This is a genomic window from Negativicoccus succinicivorans (assembly GCF_018372215.1).
Taxonomy (GTDB): Bacteria; Bacillota; Negativicutes; order Veillonellales; family Negativicoccaceae; genus Negativicoccus.
On record NZ_JAHAJN010000006.1, the window covers coordinates 1 to 22920 of the forward strand.

Genomic DNA, 22920 nt, shown 5'->3' on the forward strand with positions numbered 1-22920 from the left:
TAAAGTGAAGATACTTTTCTTCCTGACCAGCATCTTCATTTTTTTGCCTTTCAACTGTTTTATATGCATGGTACTATGAGTACAAATAAAAATTTATCCACATCGCCCTTCGGGGCTCTGCCTATGTAGGCTAAAAGCACTCTTCGGAGTGTTTTTTTAGTGCTTGCATTTTATGTTTCATATCTTGACGCGCTTTATTATAATTGCCAATCTATTTTGTAAAATAAAAAAGACGATGCGCTCGCATCGTCTTTTTTTGCTTCTATTATTCTTCCTCTTCGTCGTCGGGCAGTTCCGCGTTGCTGTAAACGTCTTTGACATCGTCAAGATCATCCAACGCGTCCAGCAGATTTTGCATTTTGCGGGCGTCATCGCCGTCTAAGGCGATGGTGGTGTCGGGCACCATGGTGATTTTGCTGATCGTCATTTCAATATCGGCGTCTTGAAATGCCTTTTCGACGGCATCGTAATTTTCCGGAGTCGTTAATACTTCATAGTCGTCTTCATCATCTTTGAAGTCTTCCGCGCCGGCGTCAAGCGCCATCATCATGAGTTCTTCCTCATCACCGGCATCGCCCGGGAGAACGAACACGCCTTTACGTTTAAACATCCAGGTGACGCTGCCGGATTCACCGAGGTTGCCGCCGTGCTTGGAGAAGGCATGGCGTACGTCAGCCGCCGCGCGGTTGCGATTATCGGTCATGACTTCGACCACAAGAGCGACGCCGGACGGGCCGTAACCTTCGTAGGTAATTTCTTCGTAGTCGCCGCCGTCGGTTGCGCCGATCCCTTTCTGGATGGCGCGCTGAATGTTGTCTTTCGGAACGTTGTTTTCACGCGCCTTCTGCAAGGCGAGTTTCAAACGCATGTTACCGGTCGGATCGGCGCCGCCCAAGCGAGCGGCTACGGTAATTTCCTTACCGATTTTCGTCGTAATTTTAGCGCGAATGGCGTCGTTTTTACCTTTTTTATGTTTAATGTTGGACCATTTAGAGTGTCCGGACATGAAAATTCCCCCTTATGCTTGCCACCATTCGGTTCCGCAAAGGCGGTCCAACATGATGGCGGCCGCGGACCGTACGCTCAAATGATTGTAAGCGCCGGCGCCGTAAATCGGCTCTAAAATATAATCGAACGATTGCATGGCTTCTTTCGTCATGCCGTACCCCGTACCGAAAAGCAGCAAGTATGAGTTGTCGGTGGTTTGCAACCATTCCCGTACCTGCCGGTATGTGACGGTATTGGGGTAAGTACGCGCATCCGTGGTAATGATTTGCGGCGGATGCCCCGTTTCGCGATGAATTTCTTCCCGTACTTGCGCGAGATTTTCACGAAGCTTAACATGGGCGAAGGCGTCTTTGCGATCCGGATTATAGGTACTGCCGAACCCGGTCTGCCAATGCTCCATGATTTCCTCGGCCAGCTTGCGCTGGGCAAAGTTCGGATGGATAATATAATAATTTTCCACGCCGTAAGTCGTCGCTGACCGCGCCAAGTCGTGAATATCATAGTTGGTCAGCGCCGTTGTGATGATGTCGCCGTGTTTATTATAAATAGGATAATGGACAAGTCCGATAGAAAAATGCGCCATCAAGTATCTTCCTCTGCCAGTAATTTTCGGTCGGTATCGCTTAATACCAGTTTTCGCCATAAATCGGGACGGCGCTCACGCGTGCGCAACAATGATTGCTTGCGACGCCACCGCGCGATATTGGCGTGATGACCCGACAGCAATATTTCCGGTACTTTATACCCGCGAAATTCCGCCGGCTTCGTATACTGCGGATATTCCAATGTGCCCTCGATGAACGATTCATCAAACGCGCTGGCGTGCGTGCCGAGAACTCCCGGCAGCAAACGCGCCACGGCGTCCGCCACAATGAACGCGGGCAATTCTCCGCCCGTGAGCACGTAGTCGCCGATGGAAATGCTTTCGTCGACCAGATGATCTTCCACGCGCGCGTCAATGCCCTCATAATGACCGCAGACGAGTACCAAGTGCTCGTATCTCGTCAGCTCGCTCGCCTTTTTTTGCGTAAAAGGCGAGCCGGTCGGACTGAGTAAAATCACGCGGGCGTCAGGCGTTTTTTGCGGCAAAACGCTCTCGACCGCTTTAAAGATCGGCTCGGCTTGCAGCAGCATGCCGTTGCCGCCGCCGTATGGCGTATCATCGACGTGCCGGAATTTATTATCCGTAAAATCGCGCGGATTGACTGTACCTAACGTCAAATAGCCCGCTTGGCGGGCTCGCGAAATAATGCTATGAGAAAAAAAAGCATCGGCAAATTCCGGAAAGAGCGTGACAATATCAATTTTCATGATAGTTCGCCCAGAACTCGTCGGTCACCGTGAGTCGTTTGGCATCGAGATCGATGTCACTCACAACACGTTTCAGCGCCGGAACGAGAATTTCTTCGCATTCACCGCGCACGACAAACACATCGTTGGCTCCCGGCTGTAAAACATCCTGCAAGGTACCGAGCACGGTGCCGCTTTCGGTGACGACTTCCATGCCGACCAAATCGACAATATAAAATTGTCCTTGCGCGCGCGGCGGCAGTTCTTCGCGAGGAAGTTCCGCCCAAAGGCCGATTAACGCATCCGCCGCGTTGCGGTCAGTGATGCCTTTGAACTGCACAATCAGCATTTGTTTATGAAAACGCGCACTTTGGATTTGGTAACGGTTGCCGCCCAAGTAAAGATGCGGCAACGCCGTCAACATCTCCGGTCGGTCCGTGTCCGGTTTCAGCCGTACCTCACCGCGCACTCCATGCGCGGCGACGATCCGGCCGACCACCAGCATATCCGTAGACATCAGTTGCGAAACGCGATAATTTTGCCGTCTTCCAGCAAAATTTCTGCTCCCATGTACTTGTTCAAGTCGTCGCCGACTTTGACAGTAACGGTCTGCTCCATTTGGCCGCGCGGAATTTCCGCGCCCATTTCAAGCTCGCTGATGCGTTTTTGCTCTTCGGTAAGCTTCGCTTTCATCTGCATCAGTTTGTCTTTATTCTGTTCAATCTGCGCGCGCAAATTGATCAGACCCTGTGCATCAATGCGAGCCTGTTCGGTTAACAGGCGTTTGGCCTGAAATTCGATCTGCTGCAATTCTTGTTCGACCTGGCCCAGGTTGGTTTGCACTTCGCGCAGCATGTTGTCTTTCAATGCCTGCGTAACCTTGGACTTGATCAAAACGGGGCAGCGAAGAATCATTTCTTCCATATTGCCTCCTAGACGATATCGACTGTAACTTTTTTGTTTTCCTTAATGGCACCTGCGCGCACTACCGTGCGCAGCGCCTTGGCAATCCGACCCTGACGACCGATGACTTTGCCCATATCTTCCGGAGCGACGTGCAATTTATACACTTCGAGATCTCCTTTGGTGACAACGTCAACGCGCACAGCGTCGGGATTGCGGACCAGCGCTTTGGCAATTACCGTGACCAATTCTTGCATGCTAATCGCCTCGCTTACTTTTTCAGTTCGGCAAATTTAGCCATGATGCCTTGTTGCCGGAACAATGTGCGTACGGTATCCGTCGGCTGGGCGCCTTTGGCGAGCCATGCCAACGCTTTTTCTTCGTCAATTTTGAGTTCCGCCGGTTGTTTGACCGAGTCGTAGTAACCGATCGTGTCGGCCGGACGACCACTCTGCGGGAGCGAAGATTCCATGACTACAATACGGTAGAACGGGACTTTTTTCGCGCCGCGACGGGTTAAACGAATTTTTAACATCTGTTCTTTCACCTCCTTGTGAAATAATCTTATTTAGGCATAAAAGGCAAGTTGAATCCGCCTTTTGTATTCTTATTTTTATTGAAACGTTTCATCCGCTTCATCATCTTGCGCATTTCCATGAACTGCTTGACGAAACGATTGACATCTTGCACACGCGTCCCCGAGCCTTGCGCGATGCGTTTACGGCGGCTACCGTTCAAAATGCTCGGTTCCTGTCGTTCTTTCAGTGTCATGGACTGAATGATGGCTTCGATCTTTTTGATCTCGCCGCCTTCCAAATCCACATCTTTCAGTTGGTCTTTAAATTTCCCCATGCCCGGGATCATGCCGAGAATACTCTGGAACGAGCCGAGGCGCCGAATCTGATTCAGCTGATTGAGGAAATCATCCATTGTGAACTGGCCGGCAACCATTTGTTCCTGCATGCGTTTGGCTTCGTCTTCATCGAATTCGCGTTGCGCCTTTTCGAGCAGACTCTGCAAATCGCCGAGATCCAAAATACGTCCCGCCATGCGATCCGGATAAAATTCTTCCAAACCGTCGGCGAGTTTTTCGCTGACGCCGATCAATTTGATCGGTTTGCCGGTGACCGCCTTGATAGACAACGCCGCGCCGCCGCGCGCATCGCCGTCCATCTTCGTCAGAATGGTGCCGTCGATGCCGAGCGTTTCATCGAACGCCTGCGCCGTCGTGACCGCGTCTTGACCGGTCATGGAGTCGAGCACGAGCAAAATTTCGTGCGGATGTACTTCCGCTTTAATATTTTGCAGCTCGGCCATCAATTTTTCATCAATATGCAAACGGCCCGCCGTATCCAAAATCAATACGTCCTGACCATATGATTTCGCCGTTTGTAAAGCGTACTTGGCAATCCGTACGGGATCGACTTTCTCATCCATGCGGAAAACCGGAATATCGATTTGTTCACCGAGTACCTGCAGCTGTTTGATCGCGGCCGGACGGTACACGTCGCAGGCGGCCAACAGCGGCTTACGCCCTTTTTTCTTGAGCATGAGCGCGAGCTTACCGGCGGTCGTCGTCTTACCGGCGCCTTGCAAGCCGACAAGCATGATGACCGTCACGCCGTTGGAACTCAACATCAGCTTACTGCTGGTGCCGCCCAAAAGCTCGGTCAATTCATCGCGAACGATTTTGATCACCGTCTGATCCGGCTTCAAACTGCCGAATACTTCCTCACCCATCGCTTTGGTGCGAACGTTGGCGATAAAATCTTTAGCGACTTTGAAATTGACGTCCGCTTCCAAGAGGGCACGTCGTATCTCACGCAGAGCCGCGTCGATATCGCGTTCGGAAAGTTTTCCCTTGCCGCGCAAATCCGCAAATGCCTGTTGCAGCTTTTCGCCTAAACCTTCAAATGCCATGTGCTCTCCTTTCCGCTCAATATCTTCCACTCCGTCTGCCATTTTTGCAGAAACGCCGGGGGTAAATCACGTTCCATGCGCGCCATGACTTCGCGCCGCCGCTTTTGGTCTTCGACCAGTTTCAGCGCCGCTTCGTATTGCTCCAAGTCGCGCAGCGCGCGCTGCAAATTATCATGCACCGCCTGCCGCGACACGCCTAACCGGTCCGCAATCTCAGCCAGCGTATAGTCATCATTATAATATAATTCCATACATTGACGGGGACGTTCGGCGAGCAATGCGCCGTAAGTGGCAAGTAATTCCCCATGCCAAACGAGTTTTTTGAGTTCCATCGCAGCCCTCTCTTACCCGCTTATTATAGCAAGAGGAAAAAAGAGTGTCAAGCTTTTTGCTTGACACTCTTTTTTATTCAATCACGATCAGCAAATCGCCGGATTCGATACGCGAACCCGCTTTGACGAGGATATCGCCCACATTGCCGCTGATCGGCGCGGTAATGCTCGTTTCCATCTTCATCGCTTCGGTAACGACTAAAGGATCGCCTTTTTCCACGGCATCACCCAAGTTCACAAGAACTTTAACAACCGAACCGGAAAGCGTCGCGCCGACTTCGCCCGGATTGGATTTTTCGGCTTTGCGCCCGCCCGTCATTGTCGTTTCCAGATTGTTATCATGAACGACGACTTCACGCGGCATGCCGTTCAACTCAAACTGCACCACGCGATTGCCTTTTTCGTCCGGTTGATGAATACTCATCAGCCGAATGACCAGCGTCTTGCCTTTTTCAATCGTCGTGCGAATTTCTTCGCCGCGGGTCATGCCGAAGAAGAACGTCGGCGTATCCAAAACGGACAAATCACCGTATTTTTCATAGCGATCGGCGTATTGGCTGAAGACATCGGGATAAATGGTATAGGCCGAAACATCTTCCGGTCGCGTCGGCAAACCTTTTTCCGTCATCTCTGCTTTGACTTTCGCCAAATCGACCGGAGCCGGCACCGGTTCGCCTTCCGGCACGCGGCCGCGCAGAATCACGTTGCGTAATTTTTCCGGGAAACCGCCGTACGGCGTACCCAATTTGCCTTCGAAAAATTCGATGACCGACTTCGGATAACTCAGCGTGTTGCCGCGCTCGTAGATATCCTGTTCATGCAAACCGTTCTGTACCATGAACAACGCCATATCACCGACGACCTTCGATGACGGCGTAACTTTGATGATATCGCCGAACATCATATTCACTTCGGCGTACCGTTCACAAACTTCATTCCAGCGATCACCGAGACCGACAGCCGCCGCCTGCTGACGCAAGTTCGAGAACTGGCCACCCGGCATTTCATGCATGTAAACCGTGGTGTTCGGATACGACGAGGTATGATCGACACCGCGATAGTACGGTCGTACGCCTTCCCAATACTGATTCAATTCTTCCACCGCGCGAATATCCAGTTTCGGTTGCCGCGGATGATCGGACAACGCGTACCACATGGTGGACATCGAAGGCTGACTCGTGCCGTTGGAAAATGCCGGCATCGCGAGATCGATGATATCAACGCCCGCGTCAACCGCTTTCGCGTAGGAATAAATCATATTTCCCGCGCCCTCATGCGAGTGCAGGTGCAGCGGTAAATCGACCGCATCTTTGATCGCCGCCGTCAATGCGTAGGCGGCTTCCGGCTTAATGAGCCCCGCCATATCCTTGATGGCGATCATGTGCGCGCCGGCGGCCGCGCATTCTTTCGCCATTTTCACATAGTAAGCGAGATCGTATTTCTGCCGTTTTTTATCAAGCAGGTCGCCCGTGTAGCAAAGCGCCACTTCCGCGAGTTTATTTTGCTTGCGCACTTCATCAATCGTGATCGTCATATGATCCAGATTGTTCAGGCAGTCAAAGATACGGAAAACATCGACGCCGTGTTCCGCCGCCTGCGTGATGAAGTGACGAATAACGGTTTCGTCATAATTCGTATAGCCTACCGTATTCGCGCCGCGGGTCAGCATCTGGAATAAAATATTCGGCGCCGCTTCGCGCATGCGACGCAAACGATCCCAGGGACTTTCATCCAAGAAACGATACGCCACATCAAACGTCGCGCCGCCCCAATTCTCAAAGGAAAACAGTTGCGGCAGACGACGCGCCGTCGCGCCGATCGCGCCTAAAATATCGTAGCTGCGCAAACGCGTCGCGAACAGCGACTGGTGCGCGTCACGATACGTGGTATCCGTAAAGAATACTTCCTTTTGCTCCTGTACCCATTTAGCGAATTTCTCGGGTCCCATTTCATCGAGCAGCTGCTTTGTGCCGCGCGGCGCAGGCCCCTTCGCTTCCGGAAACGCGAGTTCGGGGAAATCCGGCTTATTTTGCGGCCCTTCATGCGCGTAACCGTTCACCGTCGTATCCGCGATGTAGCGCAACAACTTCGTGCCGCGATCTTTCGGTTTCGGCAACTCGAACAGTTCCGGATGAGAATCAAGGAAATTCACATCATACGTTCCGTCCAAAAATTCCGGAGCCGCCAGCAAATTCAGCAGGAAATAAATATTCGTTTTCACACCGCGCACGCGGAACTCCCGCAATACGCGCGCCATCTTTTTCACGGCCAGCTCATGCGTCAGCGCATGCGTGGTCGCTTTCACCAACAGCGAATCATAGTACGGCGTGATGACCGCGCCGGTGTATGCCGTGCCGGCATCCAGCCGAATGCCGAAGCCGCCGCCGCTGCGGTAAGCGATAATTTTCCCCGTATCCGGGAAGAAATGATTTTCCGGATCTTCCGTCGTGATGCGGCATTGAATGGCATTGCCGTGATGCTCGATTTTATCCTGCGCGAGAATCCCGATTTCCGGATCGGCGAAATTATATCCTTCCGCAATCATAATTTGCGTCTGAACGATGTCGATATCCGTGATCATTTCCGTCACGGTATGCTCGACCTGGATACGCGGATTGACTTCGATGAAATAAAATTCACCTTCGGGCGCGACCAAAAATTCCACCGTACCCGAATTGACGTAATTGACATTTTTCATCAACCGCACGGCCGCTTCGCAGATCTTCTCACGCAACTCCAACGGCAACGCGAAGGCCGGAGCGATTTCCACCACTTTCTGATGGCGGCGCTGGATCGAGCAGTCACGTTCAAACAAATGCACGACATTACCTTTGTTGTCGCCTAAGATTTGAACCTCAATATGCTTTGGATTGCGAATGTACTTTTCGAGATACACCGCGCCGTTACCGAAGCTGATTTGCGCCTCCGACGTCGAACGTTCAAACGCTTCCTCAATATCTTCCAAACGTTCGACAACGCGCATGCCGCGCCCGCCGCCGCCGTAGACCGCTTTGATGATAATCGGCAAACCGACTTTTTCCGCGAACGCCTTGACGGCCTCCGCGCTTTCTACCGGACCGTTGCTCCCCGGCACCATTTTGATACCGGCGGCCTCAGCCCGTTTGCGCGCATTAATCTTATCGCCGAACATTTCCAAATGCTCCGGACGCGGACCGATAAAACGAATCCCTTCCGCCTCACAACGCCGTGCAAATTCAGGATTTTCCGCTAAAAAGCCGTACCCCGGATGGATCGCGTCGACTTCCTGTTCTTTAGCGACGCGAATAATATCTTCGATATCCAGGTACGCATCAATCGCTGATTTATCTTTCCCTACCAAGTACGCCTCATCGGCGCGATTGCGATGTAGGGATAGCGAGTCCTCTTTCGAGTAGATCGCGACCGTGCGAATGCCCAGCTCATTACATGCGCGAAAGACACGAATCGCAATTTCACCGCGATTGGCGACCAGTACGCTTTTAAATTTACGAATCGTCTCTTGCTGTTGCGTCATATCGTTCCCTCCTTTAAGTCATTACGTCTATTGTAAATAATCTTCCCCCAAAACACAACCGTCAGCGTCATGTGTAATGTATACATGCGCTCCCGTCGGCCGGTATGATAATGGGATATCGCGCGCCTTGCACACACAACCTTACCGCATGAAACGTTGAGAACCGCTGTTATAATACACGTATGGAAATATCCAATATCATTCGCGCTGTTTTTACATCATTACTTATTCTCGTAAGGGAGACCGCCATGAACCAAGACAATCTGGCCGAACTCGCTCGCAAGTATTTACAAGACGCCGTTCCCGAACACGACCTCACCGTCGACGAAGCCCCCCTGACGAAAGAGCTTGCCGCCTACCGTGAAACGCATAGGGATCACTTGTCGGAAGCGCTCCTCACCGATGACCGCCTGCTCGCCGAATAGCTGGCCTACCTGCACGTCTATCCAGATGAGGATATGGCCCCGCCGAAGCGGATGACATAATGGTCACCTGTCTTTTCGATTTCTTCTACAAAAGCACTTTAGACGGCGCCGCGTACAATATTTTACAGGAAATGCCAAAAACATCCTTGGTGAAAGATCCCGCCGACAAAGAAACCCTGGAGTATGTGTACAAACATTTTGATTATTATCGCTACGCGACCGAAGTGCTGGACACCACCGTCTATAAAGAAACGCCGTTCGGCGTCTTGGTCAAACCGCAATAAATAAAAAAAGGCAGCATCTGCTGCCTCTTTTTTTGTCGGCAAAAACGCCGTACCTAAAAGCTTTCTCATGTTTTGACCTGCAAAAACGGATAAAAATCAGTGAAAAACAAAAAGGGCAAAAAAAGGGCAAGCTCGTGCAAACTTACGAAAAACAACGGAAATAAAAAAAACGCCGCAAACACTATTGTTACGGCGATTATACCTATTTTGAACGCTTGTGAAAACCTACGGAAACCTATATAAAAAGATTGGTGCGAGAGAAGGGACTTGAACCCCCACGCCCGAAGGCGCCAGATCCTAAATCTGGTGCGTCTGCCATTCCGCCACTCTCGCAAGCGTTCCGCGGAAATAAACCGCGCTCAAAGGGTATGCGATTATTGTATACTACGAGTTCATCATCCGTCAATATTTGGCGTTATCGAGCTATTCAATCCCCGTGCGTATCTTCCGCATTTGCTTTTGTATCACATAGCAATAAAAGCATCTCTTTTACTTCTCTATAAGATGACAAAAAAAGAGGCAGAGTTTTCTCTGCCGGGTGGGGGGATGAATCATCATTATACACATGACATGATTAACAAAGGAGGGAAGAGAATACTGTTCCTTGTCAGTATCCTCTTCACAAGGAGATGGATGTAACAATACATAGGCCAATATATCTTGTTACCGGATCCTGAGATCCTTTTATATAACTGCCCCTAAGAGCAAGTTACCAAGAAAAAAATGTTCTCTCACAACGCGAAGAGAACAAATCTCCCCTTCTCATCGCTCGTGAGTCTGACGGGTTCTGCATATGAACAGGTCTCCTGACTTCGCATCATCGCTTGCTCCGCCTTCCCGGTTTCCCAGTGGCTTTTGGAACTTGCTCCGCTTCACAGTGGCGGGACCGTGCCGAATTTGCACCGGCTTCCCTCTATGGCCTTTCGGCATCCATACGGAAATATGCAATTAAAAAGCTCTTTGCGCGGGCAAAGAGGCACGGCGTATCGCTCGTATTCTCCTTCCCTATCGCTCGTAGGTCAAATGGAAACTTCCCATAGGCAGGTCTCCTGACTTCGCATCATCGCTTGCTCCGCCTTCCCGGTTTCCCAGTGGCTTTTGGAACTCGCTCCGCTTTACAGTGGCGGGACCGTGCCGGATTCGCACCGGCTTCCCTCTATGGCCTTTCGGCACCTATAGATCAATCTGAACTTGTGTATATAGTAGCACAGGTAAAACCGAGTGTCAAATGTAAATCGTATCTATTCACACCTTAATCATTATTTTTTATATAGTGACCGACTTTATATACTAAATAACTCCCCGAGCATTGTCGGGGAGTTATTTCATACGTTATTTTATGAACGTATCTTATTTTCTGCGAGCTTTTTTAGCCGGTTTTACGTTAACGCGTTCTTTGAGCTGTTTACCAGCTTTGAAAGCCGGGCTCTTGGAAGCCGGAATTTTAATTTTCTGCGTCGGATTCGACGGGTTGTGACCTTCACGAGCTTTACGTTCGCGAACTTCGAAGGTACCGAAACCGATGATCTGAACTTTTTCGCCTTTAGCCAAAGTTTCGCTGATGCATTCAAACATCGCTTTTACGACTTTTTCCGCATCCTTTTTCGTAATCTCGGACATCTCTGCAACATTAGCAATCAATTCTGTTTTGTTCATTATGAACCCTCCTCTTGATTAGAGTCCGCTTTGCGAACTCACTCGAACGGTGAACCCGTTACGCCACGCTGCGCCAATTGCGCTTTGGCGTCATTCCAGTACGCACTCAACTCTTCCGGAGTCGTTGAGTCCCAAGATTTGTTCATCTTACGGAGCCGCTCTTCGATAAAATGAAAGCGTTCAGCATATTTGGCGTTCGCCCGCCGCAATGCGGTTTCGGGCTCTACTCCCAGATGACGGAGAACATTGACAGTCGCAAAGAGGACATCGCCGCACTCTTCTTCTAAATGAGTTGGGCTTTCTTCAGAAAGAGCTTCACGGACTTCCTGCCATTCTTCTGTCAATTTTTCCAATGCGGGACCAACCGACGGCCAATCAAAGCCGACACGTGCTGTTTTCTCTTGTATTTTACACGCTAACAAAAGACTTGGCAAGCCTTTAGGCACGCCGTCAAGGATATTTTGCCGTTTTTTATGGACTTTTTTCTGTTTTTCCCAGTCAAAATCGGAAAAATCGGCTTTTCGGCCGTCCGCATCGCCAAAAACATGTGGATGGCGAACCATCATTTTGTGCGCGATGCCACGCGCGACGTCAGCGAAATTAAATTCTCCGCGTTCCGCCGCCAGTTCGCTATGAAAAACGACCTGCAATAAAACGTCGCCCAGCTCCTCTTGCAAGAGTTTCATATCATGCCGATCGATAGCGTCCAACACTTCATGCGTTTCTTCGATCAGGTAACGGCGCAGGCTGGCATGCGTTTGCTTGCGATCCCAAGGGCAACCCGTTTCGCCGCGTAATGTTTTCATAATGCGGTAGAGCGTGAGCACTTCCGCGGCAACGGCCGCGCGCGGCGCCAATATTACCGCTTCACTGTCCGCCGGCAGCGGCGCGTCAATATATTTTTTCCACATGCCATCGCGATATGCGCGAAACTCGCCGGCAATGAGCGTGCCGACGAGTTTTGCAAGTGCTTCTTTCGTCAATATAATCGGCACCACGCGTTCGGAGGGAATCTCATCACAAATGCGATACCCGTCAGCGGGGTTCCAACCCAGTTCCCGCAGCCATTGCTCGTGTCGCATCAGCGATGCTCCCAACGGGCGATGAGCAGCGCCAATTTCGGTCCGATTTTAGGCAACATGGCGACATCTTTGGACGAGATGCCTTTCGCCAAAATCAAACCGACCGTATAGACGATCATGCCGATGATAATCGCGCCCAACGTCGCCAGCGTATTGCTGTGCACAGCCGTCACGAGGCTCGTATAGCCGAAATACGTAAAGACGCCCATACCGATGGCGGCGGCGAAAATACGCGCGGTATGCTGCCAATCCATGCGGTAATCAAGATATTTGTGCAGGAAGTAAAGATTTAACAATGCCGCGACACCGAAATCGGCGTTGGTTGCCCAAGCGGCGCCTTGAATACCGAGCGCCGGTATCGCCGTCAATGTCCAGTTCAAAACAAATTTTACGACGGCGCTCACGACCATGTTGATGAGCGGAATAGCCGTCCGCCCCATACCTTGCAAAATACCTGTCGTTACCTGCTGTACCCCCAGCAGAAAGATGCCGAAACTCATGATCTGAATCGACGATCCCGCATTCGGTGTAGCGTAGAGCATGAGCGAAATCGGCGTCGCGATGACGCAAAGTCCGACAAAGGAAGGAATCGTTAAAATATTGGCGATCCGCATGGCGACATCCGTACGGCGGAAAATCTGCGCGCGGTCATGCACCATGTACGCCGCCGAAATCGCCGGCACGAGGCTTGCGGCAAGAGATGCCGTTAAAATGGTCGGCAAGTTCACGAGCGATGTCGCCATCCCCGTCAAGTATCCGAAAAGTTCGGTCGATTCCTCGACTGAATATCCCGCCACCGCCAAACGGTGCGGCACGACAAATAAATCGATGTTGGCCACTACCGGCAGCATGATATTCGCCAATGAAACCGGCAACGCCAGCACCAATAAACGTTTCAAAATCGTTTTGAGCGATTCACGCGGCAACGTCGTATCCTGATCGGCCAGCATGCGCCGGCGTTCATGGCGATCGCGGTAATAGAATATTCCCAGCGCCACGAGCGCGATCAACGCGCCCGGGAACGCGCCGAACGTCGCCCCCGCCGCCGCGTATTCCAAACCGTACGGCAACAGTAAAACGGCGAACGCGATCATGGTCACGACGCGGAACAACTGTTCCAAAATTTGACTGATCGCGGTCGGTTTCATTTCCTGCAAGCCTTGGAAGTAGCCGCGCAGACAGGAAACGATCGTAACGATAAAAATCGCCGGCGAAAGCGCGACCAGCGCCCAGTACGCGCGCGGATCCCGCACCAGTCCCGTATCGACCAGCCAATGCGCGCCTACGTATAAAAGCAGACTGAAAACAAAGCCCGTGACGGTCAGCGCCAACGACGAGATCTTAAATACTCGTTGCGCGCCGATGTAGTCGCGGATCGCGTTCTTTTCCGCCACCATGATCGAGATCGCCACCGGCAAGCCCGCCGACGAAATACTTAAGGCCAACAGATAAATCGGATAGGCCATCTGGTATAAACCGATGCCTTCGCCGCCCAGTAAGCGGGATAGCAAAATACGGTTGACCGCGCCGATGATTTTCACGATGATGCCCGCGATCGTTAAAATCATCGCCCCGCGAATAAATGTATCTTTACTCACACATTACTCCTTGCTTTGCGCAATATCTTCCTGTAAAAAAGCCGCTAATATTTCCGGCAGAAAATCCACCGCGGAATGACTCCACTGTAACTTATTTATTGTAGCACGCGGCACCTCGCCTGGCAAAAAGCGTAAACTTTTCATCACTTTCGCGGGCACTTTGGCAACGTCCCAAGTCGCCATCGCTTCCGGTCGGTTCCACGTGATCTCCACCGTGTTTTGCAACTCTCGAATACTGCCGATGCCGGCTTTCGCCGCAAGCACGCGCAACTGCGCCACGCGCAGTAATTGTTCCACAGGCGCGGGCGGCGTACCGAACCGGTCCACCAATTCGTCGATCAAGTCGGATACTTCGACCGCCGTATCCACTTCCGCCAAACGCCGGTACATTTCGAGTTTTTGCACCGGATCCTCGATGTAACGATCCGGAATATACGCTTCCGCGGTCAGTTCCAAGAGCGGCGCTGCCACCGTTTTGTGCGGCGCGCGTTCGCCCTGTCGAGCGGCGATCGCCTCATCGAGCATCGTCGTATACGTTGTGAAGCCGACGCCGACCATGTTGCCGTGCTGTTCGCTGCCGAGCAAATTGCCCGCGCCGCGAATTTCCAAATCACGCATCGCGATTTTAAATCCGGCGCCGAGTTCGGTGAATTCCCGAATCGCATACAGACGTTTTTCCGCCGCCTCATTCATAATCTGATCCGGACGGTACAGGAAATACGCGAACGCGTTGCGCTCCGAACGGCCTACGCGCCCACGCATCTGATAGAGCTGCGAAAGGCCGAGCCGATCCGCGTCGTACACGATAATGGTATTGGCGTTCGGCTGGTCCAGTCCGTTTTCAATCAAACTGGTGCAGACGAGCACATCAAAATCGCCCGCGTAAAAATCCGCCATGACCCGTTCCAGCTCTTCACCGGACATCGCGCCGTGCGCGATATCAAACGTGACCGACGGTCCGACGAGCGTTTCCAGCTTGCGCACCATGTCGCGAATTGTCACGATCCGATTGTACACGAAATAGACCTGCCCGCCGCGCTGCACTTCCGCCAAAATCGCGTCGCGCAAAATCGCGTCCGATGTTTCCACCACATACGTTTGCACCGGCTGACGATCCGCCGGCGCCGTATACATCACCGAAAGCTCGCGCACGCCGGCAAGCGACATATGCAGCGTACGCGGGATCGGCGTCGCCGAAAGCGTGAGCACATCAACCATCGTGTTGCGCGCTTTCCACTTTTCTTTTTGCGCCACACCGAACCGTTGCTCTTCATCGACTACCAAAAGTCCCAAATCGCGGAATTGCACCGCTTTATTCAACAACGCGTGCGTGCCGATTAAAACATCAATCGTGCCGTTTTTGACGCCGCGCAAAATTTCCTTTTTCTCCGCCGCGCTGCGGAACCGATTCAATACCGCCACATTGACGCCGAACGGGCCCAAACGCGCGCTAAACGTGCGATAATGCTGCTGCGAAAGAACGGTCGTAGGTACCAAGACGGCGACCTGTTTATTCGCCATAACCGCCTTAAAAACGGCGCGCATCGCGACCTCCGTCTTACCGAAGCCGACATCGCCGCAAAGCAGTCGGTCCATCGGCTGCGGCTTTTCCATTGACGCTTTGATCTCGGCCGCGGCCTGCAACTGATCGGGCGTTTCTTCGTACATGAACGCGTCTTCAAATTCACGCTGCCAGGGCGTGTCCGGCGGGAACGCGAAACCCGGTTCCACTTCACGCTCGGCGTACAGCGCCACCAACTTATCCGCCAAATCATCAATCGATTTTTGCGCGCGGGCCTTTGTTTTCGTCCATTGCGCGCCGCCCATTTTGTGCAGTGTCGGCACCGTTCCGTCCGGCGCGATATATTTTTCCAGCTGCTGAATACGTTCAACCGGCAAAAACAGACGATCCTCGCCCGCGTACTCGATCCGCAAATAATCGCGGTTCGCGCCGTTCAGCGTAATCGTTTCCAGACCCGTATAACGACCGATGCCGTGCACTTGGTGCACCACGTAGTCGCCTTCCGTCAGATCCGAGAAATAGCGGATCTCGTTACCGTGACGAACGTGTCTGCGCCGCCGTTTTTTCTGCGTACCGAAAATATCCGCGGTGGCGAGCACAACCACTTTTTCCTGCGGCCACATAAAACCGGTATCGACATTTTCCGCAACGATCGTGACCATGCCCGCCGCCACTTCGTCCGTCGGGAAAATGCCCGCCTCGCGCAGGTTCGTTTCCAGTGTCGCCCGTTTCGTTTCATCCGCCGCGGCAATGATCGTCGCGTAACCTTGCCGTGACCATTTTTGCACCGTTTGCACAAAATGCGGCCATTGGTTACGAAATGTGGGCACCGGTCGACCGTCCAGCGGATAGCGCGCATGAACCTCCGCGCCCGGCACGCGCAACGAAATCAGCGCGAAGAAAACGGTGCTGCGCGCTTGCGAGTCGCGTAAAAGTTCCGTCCACGACCAATGCCGCTTGCTTTTCTCCGAGTCTTCTTTGCGCAGCGCGCGCAACGCTTCCGCCGTGCGGCTCGGTTCATCGCAAATCAATGCCCCGTCCGCCAAATACGCCAGCAAACTACTCGCGCCTTCGGGCAGCGCAAACGGCGCCAACGTCACCGTCTCGTAGGTACTGACGGAACGTTGCGTCACCGGATCAAAGCTGCGAATGCTGTCAATTTCATCGCCGAAAAATTCCAACCGCAGCGGATACTCGTAATTCGGCGCGTAAATATCGACAATATCGCCGCGTACCGCGAATTCGCCGCAACTTTCCACCTGCTCCTCACGCGTGTAGCCTTGCGCCACCAAACGCGCGAACCATGCCTCCCGGTCCTGCGCGTCGCCTAAGGAAAGCGTCGTCATTTGCTTGGCGAGATCTGACGGCGCGGCGATTTTAGCGCTCGCCTCGCGAACCGTCGCGATGACCGCGGCCGGCTCATCGGTCCGGAGCGCCGCGAGCGCGCGCGTGCGCAAGGCCCGCGTCTCCGTGCTTTGCGCCGCCACGTGCTGCGGTGCGGGTTCGACCCACGGAAATTCGTAAACGGGAATTTCGGGCGCGAAAAAGCGCAGGTCATCTTCCCATTTCTGCCGCGTCGCCGCGTCTTCCACGAGGATGACCGCGTGCCGCAAACCGCCTTGCATGGCGGCCGCCACCAGCGCCGCCTCCTGCGCCGTGCTCCCGCCGTGGATCAGTTCCGCGCCGCGCGTCTGAAACACAGTCAAAAGTTCCTGCAAGCGCGCGGAATTTTTTATTTTTTGCCAAAATCCGGATTTCATAGTATCACTCACGCAAAAAGGGCTTCGCCGCGCGAAGCCGAGGTATTTAAATTAAGTTTATTATACCACATCACAAGGTCGCCACTTCGCGTATCGCCGCCGCGTCGGGCAGCGCCGCGATACGGTGCGCGATCGTTTCGCCCCGATAGGTAAATTCCGCCGCCACGTCGCGCAGCGGTACCAGCACAAAAGCGCGGTCCCAAAAATAGGGATGCGGCAAAGTCAAATACGCCGAATCGCATTGTACGCCCTCGGCGTAAATGATATCCAAATCCAACGTGCGCGGCCCCCAATGGACATCGCGCGTGCGTTCGTTAGCCGCTTCAATCGCCTGCAAAAGCGCCAAAAAATCCGTCGGCGAAAGATCGCTCTCCACCAACGCCACCGCGTTCAAAAACGCCGGTTGATCCGTCTTGCCCCATGGCGGCGTCTCGTAGACCGCTGAAGCGCGCAATACCGTCGCGCCGCTTTCCTTCAGTTCGCGCAACGCCGCACGCAAATACGCCAGGCGATCACCCACATTGGAGCCGAATGCTACATAGTAGCGGCTCATCGTTCCTCCCGCCGCGTCACCGCCACATGCGTCAGCGGTCCCGGCACCGGCGCGGACGGCTTGTACACCGTCGTCGTGACCGCGCTGACCAAAGGATACGCGCGTAAAATCGCCGCGTTGATATTCGTCACCAGCGCTTCCAAGGTGTTGACCGGCGCTCCCGTCAAAATCTTCTGCGCCGTCTGATACACTTCCGCGTAATTCACGCCGTCCGCGATCTCGTCGCTCCGGCCGATCGTCGTCATATCCGTTTCCAGCGTAATATCGGCATAAAAACGCTGGCCGAGTTCCCGTTCCTGCGGCAACACGCCGTGGTAGCCGAATGCCGCGATGCCTTTCATTTCAATTTGATCCATACGGTCGCTTCCCTATAATCATGTCCATCATCTTCGTCATGCGCACGATCGGTGCCACATCATGCACGCGCAAAATCTTGCACCCCGCCATTTGTCCGTAAAGGCAGGTCGCCGCCGTGCCTTCCATTCGTTCCGTCACCGGCAAATCCAGCGCCTGACCGATGAAACCCTTGCGGCTCGTGCCCAACAGCCACGGATACGGCAGCCGTTCAATCAGTTCCGGTAAACGGCGCAGCACTTCCATATTTTGAAGCGCCGTCTTACCGAAGCCGATGCCCGGATCGAGAATAATATTTTTTTCTTTCACGCCCGCGTTTTGCGCGAGGCTCAGCGAATGTTCAAAAAATTCCGTCATCGCGTCCAGAATATCGCCTTCATAATCCGTGCCGTCTTGGTTATGCATCACGATCACCGGACATTGGTGGTACGCCGCCACCGCCGCCATTTCCGGATCATACTGCAGTCCCCAAATATCATTGATCATATCCACGCCTTGACGCAGCCCCCAATCCGCCGTTTTCGCCTTGAACGTGTCAATCGACGTCGGCACCGTCGCGCGCGCCAATACCGGCGCGAGAAGCGGCTCCAAACGCGCGATCTCTTCGTCCGCGCCTACCGGCACGAAACCCGGGTGCGATGATTCGCCGCCGATGTCGATCAGATCCGCGCCCGCTTCTTCCATTTCCGTCACATGCGCCAACGCCCGCTCCACGTCGAACCATTGTCCGCCGTCGGAAAATGAATCCGGCGTCAAATTCAAGATACCCATTACCTGTGTCGCGTCGCCGAGCGTCCAGCTGCGATTATTCTTCAGTACATACGTCCGTTGTTCCGCCATCTATTCCTCCCAAAAGCGCTAAAACGCGCGCTTCATTCTGACCGCCCGGCGCCAATGTGCCCAAGCCGCGCACGGTGGTAATCTTCGTATCGGGCGAACTGTCGCCCTTCATCGTCATGCATAAATGCGCCGCGCTAACGCGGACAAATACGCCCCGCGCGCGCAGATCGTCCATCACCGCGCGGGCGATTTCTTCCGTCAACCGTTCCTGCAACTGCGGACGACGCGACAACATCTGCACCAATTTTTCCATTTTGGAAAGGCCCGCCACCATACCGTCGCGCGGGTCGTAAATAATATCCGCCGTTCCGAAAAACGGCAGCATATGATGCTCGCAAAGCGAATGAAAACGCAAACCCGTCACCGTCAAAAGTCCGTGGTAGTCCGACGCGAAAACTTCGCCCCAAATCTCTTTGGTTCCTCGCCCGACACCGGATAACAACACCTCATACAGTTCCGCTACCCGCGCCGGCGTTTTTTCCATTCCGAGCGCTTGCAGATCCAACCCGTACGCTTCCAAAAACGCGCGATACGCTCGCGCCGCCTTTTCATTCATCCCTTGCCTCCGTCATCTGATTTAATCACTTTCCATTTATTATACACGTTAGCGCGCGCGTGCGGGTACTTTTGAGCATGGAAAAGCAATTCCACTCGTTCTTTCTTCGATACCGCGAGGATTTTGCCCTATGCGAAAAATCTTTCAATAAAATAAACTCCATAACGATCCGCCTCTTCCGCCTTGCTTTTTAATCGCATGTAAATCAAAATGCTGTTTTTGTCGCTTTTATTTTTGTTTTATCGATTTCCACTCGTATTGATTGCTTCGGACACGACCGCTGACAGACGAAAGCAAATAGATACGATGCATCGTCATCATGTTTTCTTTTTTATTTTCATGCTATCCGTTTTCCGACGTCATTCACCTTTTTCACACGCGTTGCCGACCGATCCCCCGTCAATACGTCGCGGGCCGATAGGTTTTTCCCATGCGAAAAAGGTCACGGCGTATGCCGTGACCTTTTTCTGTTTCGAAAGAATGACTCTTCCGGTGATGATTCTTTATTTTGCTGCCTGTATCGCTGATCGTTTAGGCATTCAAGCCGGCATGCTTCATGAGCATTTCCACCTGCCGCTTGATTTCCTGATTTTCTTCCTTCAGCGATTGATTTTCCGCTCGCAATGCCGCCATTTCATCCTGCATCACATAAACGGAGCTGATCGGACCATCCGCATACTGCGGCAAACGTTCCGCGCGTTTCGCCCGCGCGTCGCGATCGTCCTTGTTGCCGAAGCGCCAGCTGATGCCCGCGTTCGCCATCAGATCCGAACTGCCGCCGTAAGCGATACCCGCATGTACGAGCGTGTCTTCGTTCGAGTAGTGCGCCAAGCCGACTGCGACCGCCTGTTTGCCTTTGTAGGTCGATACACCGGCCATGACCTGACTGCGATTGTACGGGTCGAAGTCGAGCGGTTTGAGCGCTGCCAGCGCCGCGTTCATCGCATCACCTTCGCGGCTTTCATCCCGCACTTCATTGACCTGACCGACTGTCGCCGCGTCATTGGCCGCCGTACCCGGTGCCAGGTTTTCAATCTTTTTGCCGTTCATGTTGATGCCGTCGCCGTCAATCTTCACGCCCGGCTTGCCGTCTTTGCTGCCGACTTCCACGGAGTCAACCTTGATGTCTTTGTTCAACGCCACTTTTACGGTGTTGTCTTTTTCAATCGACGTGGTGATATTCGTCTTGTCACCGACGATGTTCAGTTGTGCATGATCCGCTTCCACTTTGAACTTAGAGTCCGCTTTCGGGCCGTCCGCCGTCACCGTAAAGTCCGTACCGCCTTTACCTTTCAAGGAATCAAGGAAGTCTTTTTCCGATTTGTCCTTGTTCGGTTGACTGCCGTCATCTTCGGTGTGATTTTTCCAAACTTCATAAGCCGACTTGCCGTCAGGTCCTTGCGGTCCTACTGCACCGTCTTCACCCTTAGGTCCTTGCGGTCCTTTTTCACCTTTGTCGCCTTTGAAATCAGGGTCACCTTTCAAGCTGTCTTTATTGAGCGTGACGAGAGTGTATTTCTTGCCGTCTTGGTCGGTCACTTGTTCCGCTTTCAGACCGTCGCCGAAATCCATACGGAATTCATTGAGCGGCATGCTCCAGTTTGTCTTCCCCGGCGTGTAGGTATTGTTCTTATCCTTAGAACCGCCGAAGTAGAAATTCATCGGCGCCGTGGCAAGACTCTTCAGCTGCGCCACGTTTACCGCATCGGTGTCTTTTGTACCTGCGGCTACATTGGTAATCTGGCGGCTCTTGATAATTCTGTTTCCTGCCTTATTTACTCTGTCCGCGCCTACACTGACTGCCGCTTCGGTTGCTTTCCATGTCGCTTCGAGTTTCTCCTTCGCCGTCAAAGCTTCTACGAAGTCCGTATGTTCAGTTTTCCATTTCTCAAGAGCTTGCTTCGCTTCCTCTTTTTTACCTTTAGGAGCATCTTTAAACGCCTTCGTTAAGTTATCATATTCCGCTTTTGATGCGTTAATCGTAGCTGTCCACTTATCGTAGTCTTCTTTTTTATCCAGCGTTGCTAAAGCTTCTTCAAAGGTCGCACTGCCCCCTGTCGCGATGTAACCGACTGCGCCTGCTTTCGTATCCGCCACAGCGCCTGCGCCTAAAGCGACGCTTCCATTTACCAGGGCTTTTGACCTTCTACCAATTGCCACACTGTTATTTGCTGCTGCTTGTGCTAAATATCCTAATGCCGTGGAATAGTGCCCTTGTGCTTTGGCTATACCTCCTAATGCCGTGGAATATATCCCTTGTGCTTCTGCATTACTTCCTAATGCCGTGGAATAGGTCCAGTCTGCTTGTGCTCCATATCCTAATGCCGTGGAATAGTGCCCACCTGCTATTGCTGTACTTCCTATAGCCGTGGAACGGTTCGAGTGTGTTTGTGCTCCATATCCTAATACCGTGGCATGGTGCCCACCTGCTAGTGCTGTACTTCCTATAGCCGTGGAATAGTCCTGGTATGCTTCCGCTTGACTTCCTATGGCAGTAGATCCTTGTCTTTCTGATACGGCATTTTTACCAATCGCGATCGTATCTTGTCCTTCTGATACGGCATTTTTACCAATCGCGATCGCATCTTGTCCTGTCGCTCCGTCATTATTCCAGTTGGTCCCGGCAGGTTTTGCAGGTTCACCACTGTTCACCGAGAAATAGTGTACTATTTTCTTTTCTGTTTCCAGTTTTTGCAGGACAGCATCATAGACAGCCTTCTGGTCCGAGGTCAGTTCCGCAGCAACAGGTGACGTACCTGCTGTCACGAAGCACCCGAGAAGTGCCATGAGAACTAAAGATTTCAGAAGTTTTCCGTTTCCCTCCGGCGAAGAGCTTTTCCCGTGTCCCTTGGCAATTTCAGAAGCCACCACCCAGGTGTTCCTTACTTTGCTCCAAACCAGTTTGTAAATCTTGTTCATACATACTCTCCCTTTCCTTAACACCGAAATACCCCATCAAAACAAAATACTTTACTGTTTCTATTAATGTTGCTTCGCTTCATTTTAACACAATTTATAATTAAATAAAGTTCTGTCACCGACTAATTTTTTCGCCAAGTTACATGGATTTGCTTGTCGTTTAGTCGTTCTATTTCTTTGTTTCCATGTAAATTATTTCATTCACGGGGCTTTTTAATTGTTACATGTTCGTTCTTGACTATTCCTCCTGTTTCCACGGTTTTCATCCGTTTTGCGATGTAATTTCATTTTCGCGCGCTTGCTCTAGTTTACTTTTTTGACACGCGCGCTTATATTTTTTTTGATTATTTTCTCCTTTTTCATCAAATCTTTATGTTTCGCTCATGCTTGCTCGTTCCGTCGCG

The 22920-nt window shown here is 52.4% G+C and carries 21 protein-coding genes, 1 tRNA gene and 2 riboswitches; of the genes, 2 read left to right on the plus strand and 20 right to left on the minus strand.

Annotation, left to right across the window (positions count from 1 at the left end; translation table 11 throughout):
• Nucleotides 1–265: 265 nt before the first annotated feature.
• From KIB08_RS04240 to KIB08_RS04285, 10 genes are all read right to left on the minus strand, one after another.
• Nucleotides 266–1006 carry a YebC/PmpR family DNA-binding transcriptional regulator gene (locus KIB08_RS04240; protein WP_303990044.1) on the minus strand — a complete coding sequence of 247 codons (741 nt, stop codon included), beginning with the start codon at nucleotides 1004–1006 and terminating at the stop codon, nucleotides 266–268.
• A gap of 12 nt (nucleotides 1007–1018) precedes the next feature.
• The gene (locus tag KIB08_RS04245; protein ID WP_024048660.1) at nucleotides 1019–1591 is read right to left on the minus strand and encodes an RNA methyltransferase; all 573 of its coding nucleotides are present in this window, start codon (nucleotides 1589–1591) and stop codon (nucleotides 1019–1021) included.
• Nucleotides 1591–2319 (minus strand): tRNA (guanosine(37)-N1)-methyltransferase TrmD, encoded by a 729-nt coding sequence (gene trmD, locus KIB08_RS04250; RefSeq protein WP_159822239.1) that lies wholly within the window; start codon nucleotides 2317–2319, stop codon nucleotides 1591–1593. The genes KIB08_RS04245 and trmD overlap by 1 nt, the downstream gene beginning before the upstream one ends.
• The gene (gene rimM, locus KIB08_RS04255; RefSeq protein WP_159822241.1) at nucleotides 2309–2815 is read right to left on the minus strand and encodes a ribosome maturation factor RimM; all 507 of its coding nucleotides are present in this window, start codon (nucleotides 2813–2815) and stop codon (nucleotides 2309–2311) included. The genes trmD and rimM overlap by 11 nt, the downstream gene beginning before the upstream one ends.
• Nucleotides 2815–3222 carry a YlqD family protein gene (locus KIB08_RS04260; RefSeq protein WP_024048657.1) on the minus strand — a complete coding sequence of 136 codons (408 nt, stop codon included), beginning with the start codon at nucleotides 3220–3222 and terminating at the stop codon, nucleotides 2815–2817. The genes rimM and KIB08_RS04260 overlap by 1 nt, the downstream gene beginning before the upstream one ends.
• 8 nt (nucleotides 3223–3230) lie before the next feature.
• Nucleotides 3231–3458 (minus strand): KH domain-containing protein, encoded by a 228-nt coding sequence (locus KIB08_RS04265; RefSeq protein WP_024048656.1) that lies wholly within the window; start codon nucleotides 3456–3458, stop codon nucleotides 3231–3233.
• Between the two features lie 14 nt (nucleotides 3459–3472).
• Nucleotides 3473–3736, minus strand: coding sequence for a 30S ribosomal protein S16 (gene rpsP / locus KIB08_RS04270; RefSeq protein WP_024048655.1), 264 nt, complete (start codon nucleotides 3734–3736; stop codon nucleotides 3473–3475).
• 29 nt (nucleotides 3737–3765) lie between these two features.
• On the minus strand, nucleotides 3766–5121 hold the full coding sequence (ffh, locus tag KIB08_RS04275; RefSeq protein ID WP_024048654.1) for a signal recognition particle protein: 1356 nt from the start codon (nucleotides 5119–5121) through the stop codon (nucleotides 3766–3768).
• Nucleotides 5103–5453, minus strand: a complete 351-nt coding sequence (gene ylxM / locus KIB08_RS04280) for a YlxM family DNA-binding protein (protein WP_303990060.1) — start codon at nucleotides 5451–5453, stop codon at nucleotides 5103–5105. The genes ffh and ylxM overlap by 19 nt, the downstream gene beginning before the upstream one ends.
• Nucleotides 5454–5526: 73 nt before the next feature.
• Complete coding sequence (locus KIB08_RS04285) at nucleotides 5527–8946, minus strand: pyruvate carboxylase (RefSeq protein ID WP_303990207.1); 3420 nt, start codon at nucleotides 8944–8946, stop codon at nucleotides 5527–5529.
• Nucleotides 8947–9215: 269 nt separating this feature from the next.
• On the opposite strand from KIB08_RS04285, the gene KIB08_RS04290 reads away from it, so the two are divergent.
• Together KIB08_RS04290 and KIB08_RS04295 are read left to right on the plus strand one after the other, a co-directional pair.
• Nucleotides 9216–9392, plus strand: coding sequence for a hypothetical protein (locus tag KIB08_RS04290; protein ID WP_303990064.1), 177 nt, complete (start codon nucleotides 9216–9218; stop codon nucleotides 9390–9392).
• Between the two features lie 59 nt (nucleotides 9393–9451).
• Entirely contained in the window at nucleotides 9452–9676 is a 225-nt protein-coding gene (locus KIB08_RS04295) for a hypothetical protein (RefSeq protein ID WP_303990067.1), read from the plus strand.
• A 249-nt stretch (nucleotides 9677–9925) separates the two neighbouring features.
• Here KIB08_RS04295 and KIB08_RS04300 read toward each other — a convergent pair.
• From KIB08_RS04300 to KIB08_RS04345, 10 genes are all read right to left on the minus strand, one after another.
• Nucleotides 9926–10009 (minus strand) — tRNA-Leu (locus KIB08_RS04300).
• Nucleotides 10010–10455: 446 nt separating this feature from the next.
• Nucleotides 10456–10625: riboswitch (cobalamin riboswitch) on the minus strand.
• A gap of 73 nt (nucleotides 10626–10698) precedes the next feature.
• Nucleotides 10699–10868, minus strand: a riboswitch (cobalamin riboswitch).
• Nucleotides 10869–11026: 158 nt separating this feature from the next.
• Nucleotides 11027–11332: an HU family DNA-binding protein gene (locus KIB08_RS04305; RefSeq protein ID WP_075938600.1), complete on the minus strand. Its 306-nt coding sequence runs from the start codon at nucleotides 11330–11332 to the stop codon at nucleotides 11027–11029.
• Between the two features lie 38 nt (nucleotides 11333–11370).
• Nucleotides 11371–12414: a nucleoside triphosphate pyrophosphohydrolase gene (gene mazG, locus KIB08_RS04310; protein WP_303990071.1), complete on the minus strand. Its 1044-nt coding sequence runs from the start codon at nucleotides 12412–12414 to the stop codon at nucleotides 11371–11373.
• Nucleotides 12414–14012, minus strand: coding sequence for a putative polysaccharide biosynthesis protein (locus tag KIB08_RS04315; protein WP_303990073.1), 1599 nt, complete (start codon nucleotides 14010–14012; stop codon nucleotides 12414–12416). The genes mazG and KIB08_RS04315 overlap by 1 nt, the downstream gene beginning before the upstream one ends.
• A 3-nt stretch (nucleotides 14013–14015) precedes the next feature.
• Nucleotides 14016–17294, minus strand: coding sequence for a transcription-repair coupling factor (gene mfd, locus KIB08_RS04320; RefSeq protein ID WP_303990076.1), 3279 nt, complete (start codon nucleotides 17292–17294; stop codon nucleotides 14016–14018).
• Between the two features lie 70 nt (nucleotides 17295–17364).
• Nucleotides 17365–17847: a 2-amino-4-hydroxy-6-hydroxymethyldihydropteridine diphosphokinase gene (gene folK / locus KIB08_RS04325; protein WP_303990079.1), complete on the minus strand. Its 483-nt coding sequence runs from the start codon at nucleotides 17845–17847 to the stop codon at nucleotides 17365–17367.
• Entirely contained in the window at nucleotides 17844–18203 is a 360-nt protein-coding gene (gene folB, locus KIB08_RS04330) for a dihydroneopterin aldolase (protein WP_303990081.1), read from the minus strand. Before folB ends, folK begins: the two co-directional genes overlap by 4 nt.
• On the minus strand, nucleotides 18190–19041 hold the full coding sequence (gene folP / locus KIB08_RS04335; RefSeq protein ID WP_303990084.1) for a dihydropteroate synthase: 852 nt from the start codon (nucleotides 19039–19041) through the stop codon (nucleotides 18190–18192). The genes folB and folP overlap by 14 nt, the downstream gene beginning before the upstream one ends.
• The gene (gene folE / locus KIB08_RS04340) at nucleotides 19007–19597 is read right to left on the minus strand and encodes a GTP cyclohydrolase I (RefSeq protein WP_159822271.1); all 591 of its coding nucleotides are present in this window, start codon (nucleotides 19595–19597) and stop codon (nucleotides 19007–19009) included. The genes folP and folE overlap by 35 nt, the downstream gene beginning before the upstream one ends.
• Nucleotides 19598–20128: 531 nt before the next feature.
• Nucleotides 20129–22516 carry an ESPR-type extended signal peptide-containing protein gene (locus tag KIB08_RS04345; RefSeq protein ID WP_303990086.1) on the minus strand — a complete coding sequence of 796 codons (2388 nt, stop codon included), beginning with the start codon at nucleotides 22514–22516 and terminating at the stop codon, nucleotides 20129–20131.
• Nucleotides 22517–22920: the final 404 nt, after the last annotated feature.